At 72.2% G+C, this 12272-nt stretch carries 11 protein-coding genes; 6 read left to right on the forward strand and 5 right to left on the reverse strand.

Annotated elements, in window-relative coordinates:
- Nucleotides 1–106: 106 nt before the first annotated feature.
- From BLR33_RS12990 to BLR33_RS13005, 4 genes are all read right to left on the reverse strand, one after another.
- Nucleotides 107–781, reverse strand: coding sequence for a Type 1 glutamine amidotransferase-like domain-containing protein (locus BLR33_RS12990; RefSeq protein WP_093784547.1), 675 nt, complete (start codon nt 779–781; stop codon nt 107–109).
- Between the two features lie 207 nt (nt 782–988).
- Nucleotides 989–1204 carry a hypothetical protein gene (locus BLR33_RS12995; protein WP_093784548.1) on the reverse strand — a complete coding sequence of 72 codons (216 nt, stop codon included), beginning with the start codon at nt 1202–1204 and terminating at the stop codon, nt 989–991.
- On the reverse strand, nt 1204–2031 hold the full coding sequence (locus BLR33_RS13000) for a hypothetical protein (RefSeq protein ID WP_143031684.1): 828 nt from the start codon (nt 2029–2031) through the stop codon (nt 1204–1206). The genes BLR33_RS12995 and BLR33_RS13000 overlap by 1 nt, the downstream gene beginning before the upstream one ends.
- A gap of 685 nt (nt 2032–2716) precedes the next feature.
- The gene (locus BLR33_RS13005) at nt 2717–3331 is read right to left on the reverse strand and encodes a TetR/AcrR family transcriptional regulator (RefSeq protein WP_093784550.1); all 615 of its coding nucleotides are present in this window, start codon (nt 3329–3331) and stop codon (nt 2717–2719) included.
- Nucleotides 3332–3560: 229 nt separating this feature from the next.
- Between BLR33_RS13005 and BLR33_RS13010 the strand changes: the two genes are divergently transcribed.
- The 6 genes from BLR33_RS13010 (at nt 3561) to BLR33_RS13035 (ending at nt 11008) form a co-directional block, all read left to right on the forward strand.
- Nucleotides 3561–4007: an SAV_6107 family HEPN domain-containing protein gene (locus tag BLR33_RS13010; protein WP_093784551.1), complete on the forward strand. Its 447-nt coding sequence runs from the start codon at nt 3561–3563 to the stop codon at nt 4005–4007.
- A gap of 237 nt (nt 4008–4244) precedes the next feature.
- A complete protein-coding gene (locus BLR33_RS13015; RefSeq protein WP_093784552.1) occupies nt 4245–5015 on the forward strand; it encodes a methyltransferase in 771 nt (256 codons plus the stop codon).
- 385 nt (nt 5016–5400) lie between these two features.
- The gene (locus BLR33_RS13020) at nt 5401–5823 is read left to right on the forward strand and encodes a DUF3040 domain-containing protein (RefSeq protein WP_093784553.1); all 423 of its coding nucleotides are present in this window, start codon (nt 5401–5403) and stop codon (nt 5821–5823) included.
- A gap of 441 nt (nt 5824–6264) precedes the next feature.
- Nucleotides 6265–8169: an amidase gene (locus BLR33_RS13025; protein WP_107408877.1), complete on the forward strand. Its 1905-nt coding sequence runs from the start codon at nt 6265–6267 to the stop codon at nt 8167–8169.
- Nucleotides 8166–8348, forward strand: coding sequence for a hypothetical protein (locus BLR33_RS13030; protein WP_093784555.1), 183 nt, complete (start codon nt 8166–8168; stop codon nt 8346–8348). The genes BLR33_RS13025 and BLR33_RS13030 overlap by 4 nt, the downstream gene beginning before the upstream one ends.
- Nucleotides 8345–11008 (forward strand): alpha/beta hydrolase, encoded by a 2664-nt coding sequence (locus BLR33_RS13035; RefSeq protein ID WP_093784556.1) that lies wholly within the window; start codon nt 8345–8347, stop codon nt 11006–11008. Before BLR33_RS13030 ends, BLR33_RS13035 begins: the two co-directional genes overlap by 4 nt.
- 140 nt (nt 11009–11148) lie before the next feature.
- Here the strand turns inward: BLR33_RS13035 and BLR33_RS13040 are convergent, their stop codons facing one another.
- Entirely contained in the window at nt 11149–12141 is a 993-nt protein-coding gene (locus BLR33_RS13040) for a phospholipase D-like domain-containing protein (protein WP_093784557.1), read from the reverse strand.
- Between the last annotated feature and the right edge of the window lie 131 nt (nt 12142–12272).

Consider the following 12272-nt stretch of genomic DNA (forward strand, 5'->3'; position numbering starts at 1 on the left):
GCCCTCCTCCCGCCGCTGCGCAGCCGCTCACGCCGCCGCGGTGAGACCGGGCCCCACCTCGCCCCTGCCTGCGGCGACCGCCTCCCACGGGCAGGCGAACCGGCGTTCACGATGCCGGGTCGAACCGCTTCCAGCGCCCCTCGGAGACGACCTCGACCCGGCCGTCGACCACCTTGATCGCGGTCTGGGCGTCGATGGCGTACGCCGGACCGTCGATCCCGGCGGCCCACCGCTCCGCCTCGGCCATGGTGTTCTCCGGGGAGTCCGGGCTGTCGAGGTGCGGGAAGACGCAGAAGTCGACGACGCCGAGCGCGCTGTCGCCACCCGTGGGCGGTTCCCAGTCGACGAACCTCTCCCCGACGCGGGGAGCCAGGACCATGCTCCCGGCACTGAGCCCGACATAGACCGTGTCGGTCAGGGACTGGAAGAGATCGGCCAGTCCGGACTCCCGCATCCAGTGGTACAGGTACAGCGCGTCGCCGCCGTTGACGAGGAGGACGTCCGCCTCCCGGACCCAGGAGACCCAGCGCTCCCTGTCGATGCCGGGCAGGGCGGTGAGTTCCAGCACGCCCACCGACTTCCATCCCAACCCGGTCATGGGACTGGGAGACCGTCCGCTGACGAAACGCCATGGCCCACCCGGCTCCCCGTACGGGCCCCCGTATCCGGCAGTGGGGATGCAGAGGGCATCGGCCTCGGCGATCGGCTTGCCCAGGAGATCGACCAGTGCCGTCCGGATGCTCGCGTTCCTGACCCCGGAGTCGGTGAGGAGAAGCTTCATCACGCCACCCTAGAAGGTCCGTTGCCCTCGAGTACCCGCCTCCGTCGCACACGGTCGACCGGCCCGGTAGGCGCCCGCCCCGGGGCAGGGCCCTCGCCGAGGACCGAGACGTCCCGACTGCGGCTCGGCCCAGGGGGAAGGCACCGTCTCCGGCCGCGAGCAACCCGGGAGCGGCCAGTATGTCCGCTCACAGCCGGCGGTGACCTGTCACGGGTCAGGGCGGCTGTTGGTGAGCAGCGCGGTGGCGTAGGTGGTGAGGGTGGTGAGGAGGAGGATCACTCGGTTGGTGCCCCCGGGGAAGAACGGCAGCAGGACGAAGGCGGGGATTGACGCCGCGGCGACAATGAGGGCAATCGGTGTCAGCAGGGTGACCAGGAGCACGCGCTGCAGCGCGCCGAGCGGGCGCATGGGCAGGGGCAGCATCACATCCTGCTCTCGGTACGTGCGGACATCGTGGGTGGGAGGGTCTTCTTACGGCGCGGGCGCATTGTTGCCACAAGGCGGTACTGGTAGACCATGGTGAACCCGCTGGGGGACAGTGGGGTCTTGCGGTATGTCGCGCGGCGTTCGACCAAGCCGAGGCCGAGCAGCTTGGTGAGGCCGCGCAGGTGGGTGTCCGGCGACCATCCGTACCACTCCGGGGCTTTCTCGGCGGGGAAGGGAGACCAGGGCTTTTCGCGGGCGACTGCGAGGAACAAAGCCAGGCCGGGAACGTCGAGTTGCTCGTCGTATCCCCTGAGCCAGAAGGCGATGGGGATATTGATGAACCGATCGGCCTCGGTGCTGCCATCAGGGCGGGTGTAGTCGTTGCCGGAACCGTCCTCGCGCAGCAGGGTGACGGAGATTCTGGTGCTGCCGCGCTTGCGACCACATCGGATCAGACCGCGGTCCTCAAGGCGCCGCAAGGTTCGCCAGGCGCCCGTGCGAGCAGCCTGGTCGGTGGCGGCCACGTCCGTGTCGAGCAGCCGGGCCCACACCGCGCTGTCGTGGGTGGTGGTCCAGCCGTCCTCATTTGACGCGCTGCAGCAGGCAACAACTATGAGGAAGGCCCGCAGGGCCCGCAGGTCACCGTTGGTGACGAACTCCTTGAGCGGGCCGTGGCGGCTCGCGCTACCCCGCGCGGTCTGGACGAACTCCTTGCGTACAGGGACCTCCTTGCGTATAGCGCGCTTGAGCATCGCCGCACGCGTATCCCGGCCGGTGATCTTGGGAGGCTGCACATCTGCCGCTGCTGTTGTTGCGCTCTTCATACCGGTGAACCTTGCCGTACGGGTGGGGTGGATCCAAACGGATCACCTCGCTCCCGTGTGAACGCACCAGCGGGTCCATGTGAGTTCCGTGAATGTGATGACTGGATGAGAGAACCATGTGCTGAGGACAAGATGAGAGGACAATATTGGCGTCTAGATTCGCCAGCTTTTCGATCTGTACGGCTCGACGGCATCGTCGATACGCCGGAGCGCCGGTTGCCGACCACTTTGCCATTCGGCTAACCGAGCGACGCCATTGGCAGGCGCAGAGTGGCGCGAGCCTGCGTCATTTTGTGGGCGTGGGGTGGCCGCTCGCGGCCTGGGCACGAGGGTGCTGGGTCCGGGGTGAGCACCCCTACCTAGGTGCGGTGTTGAGTAGCCGTACGGATGGCGCGGGGTGGCCCGGACGGAAGAGTGGAGGTCGCGGAGGGCGGGCGTCCGGAACCGCCGGCACGGGGCGGCGGACCCGGCGTGCGTCGTCCGCGCACACGGGGGCGGCACCGGGAGGCGCCGGCCCGCCACCACCCGCGCGGGGGATCGCGGGCGGCGGCGGACCGGCGCCTCCGCTCGGCGGCTGCTGCCCGTACGGCGCTCGGCCGGCTGCGAGGCCCGCGCGTCAAGTCCGGGCCGGGCGGCCCGTGTTCCGGCGATCCGGGCCCCCTCCTCGGCGCGCCGCCGGACGTGTTCAGCGGGCGGCCGCGGCGCCGCCCACCCGGCCCTGGAGGAGCCGGGACAGCGCCTCGTGGACCTCGGCCACGTCGCGCTCCGGCTGGAACGCCTGCCAGTCGAGGGCGGCCACCAGGACCATGCCGAACAGGGCGGACGCGGTGAGCGGGACGTCGATCTCGTCGCTGACCTCGCCCGCCGCCACGGCCTCGCCGAGCACCTTCTCGACCACGGCCACCGCCTCCTGACGGGCCGTCATCAGCGTGTCCTGCCAGGTGCGGTTGGTCCGCCACAGCTCGGCGACGTAGAGCTGGGTGAAGGACGGGTAGCGCTGGATGAAGCCCAGCCCCGCGCCGATCATCGCGTCCATCGCGTCGACCTGGGTGCCGCCGCGGGTCTGCGCGGCGGCCGCCGCCTCCTGCAGCGCCTCGGTCAGCAGCCCCACCCCGTGCCGCAGCAACTCCTCGAACAGGTCGTTCTTGCTGGCGAAGTTGTAGTAGACCGTCCCCTTCGCGACGCCGGCGCGCTCGGCGATCTCGTCGACCGTGGTGGCGGAGAAGCCCTGCTCGGCGATGAGGGAGACGGCGGAATCGAAGAGCCGGGCACGCGTGGCCTGGCGTCGGGCGCTGGTCATGGCCCCGATTCTGCCTGCCCTTCCTGGGTGCCGCTGCCGCCGGCAAGTGCGCGCAAAGGCCGGGATACGCGCGTAGCACTCCGTATCACCCCAGGTCAGGGCCGATTCGGCAGGCCGATGGCGGGAACCGGACAGATGTGCAAGATCGCGGAACGGCCGATTGTCAGTGGTGGGACCGAAGATGAGGGCAGGAGATACACCGGGAAACACGGAGAAAGGCAGGCACGTCATGACAGTCCCCGCCGGCGACATCCATCCCGTACTGCGCCGCGCCGCCGCCTCGCCCGCCGCCCTCGACCTGCTCACCCAGGCACACCTCGGCCTCCAGGAGGCCGCCGTCCTGGAGCCCGCGCACGAGCGCTACGCCACCGCCCACCTCGCCGCCCTGCGCGCCGCGGCCGCCGTCCTCGCCGTGCGCGGCCGGCCCGAGGAGACGGCCCGGCGCCGCCGCCGGATCCGCAGCGTCTGGTCCGTGCTGCCCGAGGTCGCTCCGGAACTCGCGGAATGGAGCGCCCTGTTCGCTGCCGGCGCGGAGCGCAGGGCCCGCGCCGAGGCCGGCATAGCCGGCGCCGCCACCGCCCGCGAGGCCGACGACCTGCTCCGCGACTCCGGCATGTTCCTGCGCCTGGTGGAACGCATGCTGCTGCTCAGGCCCGCCCCGGGCACCACCCTCTAGAGTGGGAGCCGCCACATCCATGGGCCCGAAGCCCAGCCCGTAGAGCAGACGCAGACCGACCCCCGGACCGAACCCGGACCGACCCCAGACCAGCCGCAGCCCCGTCGGCGGACCAGCCGCCAGACCAGCCCGACCCAGTCCGTGCCCAGTCCGTGCCCAGCCCGTCGCACGCCCCCGGCCGCAGCCGAGCCGCAGCGATCCGGCCGGCCGCGGCCGCCCCGAGGAGAGCCGCCCGCCATGTCCCCCGAAGGAGGGGCGGAGCCTATCCGCCCCCGCGCCAGCCTCCGTACCGCCGTGGTGTGGGAGGTCCTCAGGGACGCCCTCGACCGGCGGGCCAAGAGCACGGACCGCCCGGTCCTGGAGGTGCTCGACACCGGTGGCGGCACCGGCAACTTCGCGGTGCCCGTCGCCCGTCTCGGCCACCGGGTCACCGTGGTCGACCCCAGCCCGGACGCGCTGTTCGCCCTGGAGCGCCGGGCGGCCGAGGCCGGCGTCACCGACCGGGTCACGGGGGTCCAGGGCGACACCCAGGGCCTGCTCGGCGTGGTCGCGCCCGCCGGGTACGACATGGTGCTCTGCCACGGTGTCCTGGAGTACGTGGAGGACGCCGAGCAGGCCGTGCGCAACGTCGTGGCCGCCCTGCGCCCGGCCGGCGCCCTCAGTCTGCTCGCGGCGGGCCGCGGCGGTGCGGTGCTCGCCCGCGCGCTGGCCGGGCACTTCGCCGAGGCCCGGCACGCCTTGGCCGACCCGGACGGCCGATACGGCGAGGGCGACTCGCTGCCCCGCCGCTTCTCCTCCGAGGAGCTGACCCGGCTGGTGGCCGCGGCCGGGCTGCGTGCCGTCTCGGTGCACGGCGTGCGGGTCTTCGCCGACCTCGTGCCCGGGGTGCTGGTGGACACCGAGCCGGGTGCCGCGGAGGAGCTGCTGCGGCTGGAGCTGGCCGCGGCCGAGGACCCCGGATTCCATTCGGTCGCCACCCAGCTCCACGTCCTCGCCGAGCGCGGCTGAGCCCGGCCGGGCGGCGGCCGGCGGTGCGCTCGCGGATCGGCCCGCGGACGCGCCGCGGGGTCGGCTGAGGGAGCACGCGGGGGCCGCGGCCCGGCAGGCCGCGGAAGCCGCCGTGAGGCCACGTGCGAAGCCCCCTGTCGGACCCCTCGCGCGACCCTTCACCGGGCCCGTCACGGGGCCCGCCGACGGCGGTGCGCGGGGAGTGCGTCACACGCCGCCCGCGGCGGCCGTCCTGACCGTATGCTGGCATGACGTGACGGTTCGCGGGGAAGGACAGCCCCATCGGATTGGCGCAGTGGGGCGGGTTTCACGGAGGCGATTCCCGCCTATCCTGAAAGGGACGGACCGGTCGCGGCCCCGCGCGACCGACGAGTAGGAGGTCTCCGTGCCGCTCTCGGAGCATGAGCAGCGCATGCTCGAGCAGATGGAGCGAGCGCTGTACGCCGAAGATCCCAAGTTCGCGTCTGCGCTTGAGGGAAACGGGCTGCGCACGTTCACTCGGCGGCGGGTCTACCTCGCCGTGCTCGGCTTCCTGTGCGGTATCGGGCTGCTCATGGGCGGGATCGTCGCCAAGCAGACCTGGGTCGGGGTGGCCGGCTTCCTGGTGATGCTCATCTGCGCGGTCCTCGCGGTCTCCGGTTGGCGGCGCGCCAGCAGGCCGCTCGAGCAGCAGCAGCGGCAGCCGGTGGTTCCCGGGCATGTCGGGCGGCGCTTCGGTGCGCGGCGGCACCAGCCGCGGCGGGGCAAGGTGATGGACCGCATCGAGGAGCGCTGGCAGCGCCGAAGGGACCAGCAGCAGGGGCAGTAGCCCCGCCAAAGCATGCAGTAGCCCGCAGCTCCACCCTCACGTACGACGAGGCGCACTCTCCACTGCGGAGGGTGCGCCTTTTGTCGTGCTGTGCGGTGCTGTGTCCTGCCCGGCGGGGCAACTCCAGCCATGCACCCGTGCATGTTTAGTTTATGTTTCACACAATTTCGCGGTGTCCACGAAGCGGAATGGCCACCTCCTGTGACCGCCGGATTGCCCGAGTGTGAACCGATTGTCGGCGACCGGCTTGTTACGGTCGCGGAATCCTGGCGAAACAAAGGTATGAGTGGGCCTCTGGCCGTCCAATCCAAGGTGATCACGGTCTTCCGTGGTGCAATCAATGGACTTATGGTCTGTTCGCGTGCACGTCGACGACGGCGCACCACCATCCCCCCGCGTTCGGCTCTTATCCGGTTCCCGCACAGGACAGGACACCTGCGCATGCCAGCAGAACGTGATGCCGCTGCCACCCGCGGCCCCAGCCGCCGCGCCGTTCTCGGCGGTGCCGCCGCGGTCGGCGGCGCGGCCGCCGTCTCGGTCGCCGTGGCCGCCCCCGCCTCCGCCACCCCCGCCCCTGCCCCTTCCACCCCGGAGCAGAGCGCAACCGCCCGCCTGCTCGCCGCGCTGCCCAAGGCGAGCGGGATCAAGAAGCGCGCCCGGCTCGTGGACTACGAGGTCGTCGAACTGGCCGCCCTGCTGCGGGCCGGCACGGTCACCTCCGTCCAGATCACCAAGGCGTACCTGGACCGCATCGACCGCTTCAACGGCCCCTTCGAGACCTACGGCGACAACGGGCTCTACAACGCCTTCGTCCGCCTGGACCGCGACGGTGCGCTCGCCGCCGCGGCCGCCGCCGACGCCCGCTTCGCCCGCGCCCGGCACACCCACGAGGAGCTGCCGCCGCTGCTCGGCATCCCGTTCGGCATCAAGGACTCGGTCGCCGTCAAGGGCCTGGAGGCCAAGGACGGCAGCCACGCCTTCGACGGCAACGCGGCCCTGCGCGACGCCACCGTCGTGCACCGGCTGCGCGAGGCCGGCGCGGTCATCCTCGGCCACACCATCGCCTCCGCCTTCTCCGGCTCGATCACCGGCACCTTCGCCGGCAACGCGTGGAACAAGGCGTACGTCCCCGGCGGCTCCAGCCAGGGCTCCGGCGTCGCTCCCATCGCCCGCCTCGCCGCCGCCTGCATCGGCGAGGAGACCGGCGGCTCGATCATGATGCCCTCGGCGGCCAACGGCGCCAGCGGCATCAAGCCGTCGCTCGGCACCACCCCCGTGGCCGGGCTGATGCCCCTGTCGCCCGGCTACGACGTTCTCGGCCCGATCGCCCGCTCGGTCCGCGACGCCTCGCTGATCCTGTCGGTGATCCTCGGCCCCGACCCGGCCAACGACCCGCTCAGCCTCTCCGCCCCCGACCCCTTCCCGGCGATGCCGCTGACCGCCCGCTCCGGCCGCAGGCCGCTGGCCGGCACCGTCATCGGCATCCCGCAGACCGACTGGATGCGCACCAGCCGCGGCATCCAGACCGGCACCTCCCCGCAGGACACCTACGACGCCGACCACGCGGCCGCCTTCACCCGGCTCAAGCAGCAACTGGAGTCGCTGGGCGCGACCGTCAAGGAGTTCCCAGGCCTGGACGTCACCGTCGCGGCCAACGACCCCTACTTCTCCAGCACCGACGTGCTCGCCACGATCGACGGCTCCCCGGTCTCGCCGTCCTCCGCGGTGCTCAGCCCCAACCGGTACGAGATCCGCTACTGGGACGCCGTCAAGGACTTCGCAGCCACCCGCCCCGCCGACCAGGCCGCCGCCCTGCTCGCCCAGTACGGCCGCAAGGGCCCCAACGACGCGACCGCCTCCTTCGACTCCGCGACGAACTTCGCCGGGCAGGTGCCCGCCGCCGTCCGCGCCGAGGGCGAGCACCGGCGCCGCACCCTGCAGGCCAACTACCAGGCGGCGCTGGACGCGGCCGGCGTGGACTTCATGCTGGTCTTCTCGCTCGGCGCCCAGATCGGCCTGCGCACCGGCAACGGCTTCCCCGTCTACCGCGCCTACTACCAGCTGCCCAACGCGCTGACCTGGCCGATGGTCTCCTTCCCGGTCGGCTACGACAGCACCGTCGGGCTGCCGATCTCCGCCCAGTTCTGGGGCCCCCGGTTCAGCGAGCCGCAGATCGTGCAGGCCGCGCTGGACTACCAGGCGAACTTCCCGCAGTACCACAACGCCGCCCCGGCGGACCCGGTCGCGAGCAGCCCCGCCGTCGCGCCGCGGGTGCTGCGGGCCGAGCCCGCCACCCCGCCCGAGCTCTCCAACGACCCGCTGGTCGCCGAGGAGGCCCTGCGATGAGCTTCCTGACCGTCGCGTGGCAGCCGGTGGTCAACGCCGGCCTGCCGCCGCAGCACCCGACGGACGGCACCCAGCCGATCGCCACGGTCGGCTGGCTGCCCAAGCTCGGCACCGCCTTCTACCCCTATCCCGACGACGACCCCGACAGCACCGAGCCGAGCGAGGCGAAGTCGCAGTGAACCGCACCACCTTCCGTATCCGGACCTCCAGACGCACGGCCACCGCGGTGGCCGCAGGCGTCCTGGCCCTGGCCGGCACCTCCGCCGCCACCGCCCTGCCGGCTGCGGCCGCGACGCCGGGCGCCGGCTCGGCCGTCGTCGCCTCGGGCCACGACTGGACCGTCAGCCGCGCCGCCGGCGGCTACCTGGTCTCCCTCACCCTGGCCCAGGCCCTGCCGGTCCGCGACGACGTGCCCGAACTCGTCGCCGGCGGAACGGACCTGGGCCCGGCGGCCGAGTCCGCCGACGGCCGCACCCTGACCGCCGCCACCACCGACCCGGCCGTCGCCCACGCCGGCTCCGTCAGCTGGCAGTGGTCCAGCGGCGGCTCCAGCACCGCGACCGGCCCGACCTCGCTGCCCTCCGTGCAGGACCAGCTCAAGGCCCAGCAGAAGACGCTGCACAACGGCGGCACCAAGCCCGGCGGCACCGGCACCACCGCCGCCGACCCCACCACGGTCGGGCACGGCAAGTACACCGTCGCCGACTACGACTTCGGCGACCAGGCGATACCGCTGGCCGACATCGGCGGTATCCGCGGCGAGCTGGAAGGCCGCATCTACCTGCCCGAGAGCCACGGCCCGCACCCGCTCGTGGTCTTCCTGCACGGCCGGCACAGCTCCTGCTACAACACCACCACCCTCAAGGGCGCCAGCGGCTGGCCCTGCCCGGCCGGCACCGCGCCCATCCTCAGCTACGCCGGCTACGACGGGGCCGGCGACGCGCTGGCCGCCGACGGCTACACCGTGGTGTCGATCTCGGCCAACGCCATCAACGCCAACGACAACCAGCTCTCGCCCGACGACGGCGCCGTCTCCCGCGGCCAGCTGGTCCTCGACACCCTCACCATGCTGAAGGCCGCCGACGCCGGCCGCCCGGTCTCCTACCACGACGCCGCCACCGGCCAGGACCGCGACCTGCAGCAGGCCCTTGACGCCGGCCACGCCACCCTGCCCACCGGCACCGTGACCGCCCGTCAGCTCGTCGGCAGCATGGACTTCTCCGACATCGGCCTGATGGGCCACTCCCGCGGCGGCGAGGGCGTCGTCACCGCCGGCACCCTCAACGAGGGCCTGGCGCACCCGTGGGACATCAAGTCCGTCTTCGCGCTGGCCCCCATCGACTTCACCCGGGCCACCCTGCCCGACGTGATCACCACCACCCTGCTGCCCTACTGCGACGGCGACGTCTCCGACCAGCAGGGCCAGCACTTCTACGCCGACTCCCGCGACGGCACCTTCGACGACCAGGTGGCGCGCTCGGACATCTGGGTCATGGGCACCGACCACGACTTCTACAACAGCTCGTGGACCCCGCCCTACCCCGGCGCCTCCGACGACTGGTCCCGCGCCGACGACCCGGTCTGCGGCACCAGCCCCACCGCGCTCGCCTCCGGCCAGAACATCCGGCTCACCGCCGCCCAGGAGTACCAGGTCGGCTCCGCCTACATCGCCGGCTTCTTCGAGACCACGCTCGGCCACCAGGACCAGTTCCAGGGTATGTTCGACGGCTCCGGCCAGGAGCCGCCGTCGGTCTCCTCCTACGCCGACGTGCGCACCGTCGCCCAGCAGCCGGCCGCCGACCGGGAGGACGTCGCCACCTTCCAGGCGGCCTCCCACCAGGTGACCGCGAGCGGCGACGTCACCGCCGAGCCGTGCGCGAGCATGGGTGGCCGCACCACCGTGCAGGCCCTGCCCTCCTGCACCGTCCCCGGCAGCACCCTGGCCAAGCAGCAGGTGCCCTACTGGACGCCCGCCAACTACGCGCCCAACGTGCCGCTCAACCCGATGACGCACATGACCTGGACCGGCACCTCCGGCGGCGTCTCCGTCGCCGTCCCGGCAGCCCAACGCAACGTGTCGCGGTACGACGAGATGACCGTCGACATGTCGCCCGACGAGACGGTCACCACCGGCACCGACGTGCGGATCACCGTCACCGACACCTCCGGCCGGCACTGGAGCGCGCCGGTCTCCTCGCTCAACCCGTGGGGGGTGAGCCGGATGCCCGGCGGGGCCGGCACCACGCTGCTGAGCAAGATCGTGCTGCAGCAGGTGCACGTCCCCGTCAGCACCCTGCGCAAGGCAGGAGTGAACACCGCCAAGATCGCCACGGTGTCCTTCACCCCGGCCGTGGGCGCCGACGGCACCGCCACCGGCGGGGTGTACCTGTCCGACCTCTCCTTCGACAGCACCGGGCTCGGCACACCGGACGCGCACCCCAGGACCACCGTCGACGTGGCCTCCACCGAGGTCGAGGAGGGCGACGGCGCTGCCACCGACCATGTCGCGGTCTACCTGACCCGGCGCAGCGCCACCCCGGTCACCGCCTACCTGACGGTGCTCGGCACGGCGGGCACGCCGGTCGCGCCGGCCGCCCAGCAGGTCGTCTTCCGGCCCGGTGCGACCTGTGTGGCCGTGCCCGTCCCGGTGGTCGGCGACACGGCGCCCGGCGCCGCGCCCACCACCGCGTACAAGGTGGCGGTCTCCGACACCACCGGCGCCGTCCTGGGCAGCCAGGACTTCGGCACCCTCACCGTCCGCGAGGACGACGGGGTGACCGGAACGACGCCGCCGGCCCCGCCGGTCGGCCCGCAGCACGACGTGTGCGCCGGGCACTGACCGCCTGAACCGGCCGGGGGTGACCCCGGCCGGACCGGCCGCAACCGGCGGCCCGCACGACCCCGGAGGACCCGCTCGGCCCGCCCGCCGAACGGGTCCTCCGGCCTGTCCGCCGGCCGCCTGCCGGCGGCCGGGCCCGCTCAGGCGCGGGTGCCGCCCGCGTAGTCGGACGCGAAGGTGGTCTCCACCGTGGTGGCCACCGACTGGGCGACGCCGGTGCCGGTCAGGATCAGGCCCAACTCGCGGTTCTTCGTCAGGGAGTTGCTGCTGAGGTTCATCGAGCCCGCCTCGACCTGCTGGGTGGACAGGCCGTAGTCGGCGACCATCGCCTTGGCGTGGATGTAGAAGCCGTTGGGGTCGGAGTAGCCGACGACCGTGCCGCCGGCGGCCTTGACCGCCGAGACCTCGCTCGCGTAGTCCGAGGGCGTCTCCAGCACCACCCGGACGGCCACGCCCGCCTTCGCGCGGGCCACGATCGCGTTCACCACGGTGCTGTCGCTGAACTCCAGCTCCTCGACGTCGAGGGTCTTGGTGGCGCCGTTGATCACGGTGAGCAGGCGGTTGCGGGAGTCGGTGGGGGACCACAGCAGGTGGTCGCCGTCGGTGGGGGTGATCGAGGCGCCGGTGTAGTCGGCGTTGAAGACCTTCTCGATCGAGGCGACATCGCGGGTGTCGTCGTCGAACACCCCGTAGTCGCGGCTGGTGGTGTAGTACTGCGAGGTCAGGTTGCCGGTGAGGATCAGCGACCGGGTGCCGTCCACCGTGATGGTCTTCTGGTGGGTGTAGACGAAGGCGGCCGGCGACCAGGCCACCCCGACGCCGGCGGCGGTCAGCGCGGTGTAGGCGGAGTTGTTGGCGGACTTGTGCGCCTGGTCGAGGATGACCCGCACGGTGACGCCCTTCTTCTTCAGGGCTATCAGGTCGTTGACGGCCGTGGTGTCCTCCAGCTCGTACATCGTCATGTCGAGCGAGCTGGTGGCCGAGTCGATGAAGTCGTCGATGGTCGGCTGGCTGCCGCTCTGCGAGAAGGCGAAGGCGGTGTAGCTGGCGGCGTTCGCGGGGACGGCGGTGGCGAGGATGGCGGCACCGGCCGTGAGGGCGACACCGGTACGGGCGAGGGCCTTCCACAACATGCGTGACTCCTGGTCATGTCGACGCCTACAGGGAGTGGGCGTGTGCATGACACCACGCGCGTAGAACGCGGGGGAAGGCCGATTCGGTGAACAAGTCGCCACGGGCCCGCCGGGAAACCCGGCAAAGCGGA

Origin of the sequence: Actinacidiphila guanduensis (genome assembly GCF_900103985.1) — a bacterium.
Taxonomy (GTDB): Bacteria; Actinomycetota; Actinomycetes; order Streptomycetales; family Streptomycetaceae; genus Actinacidiphila; species Actinacidiphila guanduensis.

What these genes read in the sequence shown, in the direction of transcription:
- BLR33_RS13010 (WP_093784551.1), top strand. Translation starts at nt 3,561, where the DNA reads ATGACAGTCCCCGCCGGCGACATCCATCCCGTACTGCGCCGCGCCGCC.
- BLR33_RS13040 (WP_093784557.1), bottom strand. Translation starts at nt 12,141, where the DNA reads ATGTTGTGGAAGGCCCTCGCCCGTACCGGTGTCGCCCTCACGGCCGGT.
- BLR33_RS13005 (WP_093784550.1), bottom strand. Translation starts at nt 3,331, where the DNA reads ATGACCAGCGCCCGACGCCAGGCCACGCGTGCCCGGCTCTTCGATTCC.
- BLR33_RS12990 (WP_093784547.1), bottom strand. Translation starts at nt 781, where the DNA reads ATGAAGCTTCTCCTCACCGACTCCGGGGTCAGGAACGCGAGCATCCGG.
- BLR33_RS12995 (WP_093784548.1), bottom strand. Translation starts at nt 1,204, where the DNA reads ATGCTGCCCCTGCCCATGCGCCCGCTCGGCGCGCTGCAGCGCGTGCTC.
- BLR33_RS13030 (WP_093784555.1), top strand. Translation starts at nt 8,166, where the DNA reads ATGAGCTTCCTGACCGTCGCGTGGCAGCCGGTGGTCAACGCCGGCCTG.
- BLR33_RS13000 (WP_143031684.1), bottom strand. Translation starts at nt 2,031, where the DNA reads ATGAAGAGCGCAACAACAGCAGCGGCAGATGTGCAGCCTCCCAAGATC.
- BLR33_RS13025 (WP_107408877.1), top strand. Translation starts at nt 6,265, where the DNA reads ATGCCAGCAGAACGTGATGCCGCTGCCACCCGCGGCCCCAGCCGCCGC.
- BLR33_RS13015 (WP_093784552.1), top strand. Translation starts at nt 4,245, where the DNA reads ATGTCCCCCGAAGGAGGGGCGGAGCCTATCCGCCCCCGCGCCAGCCTC.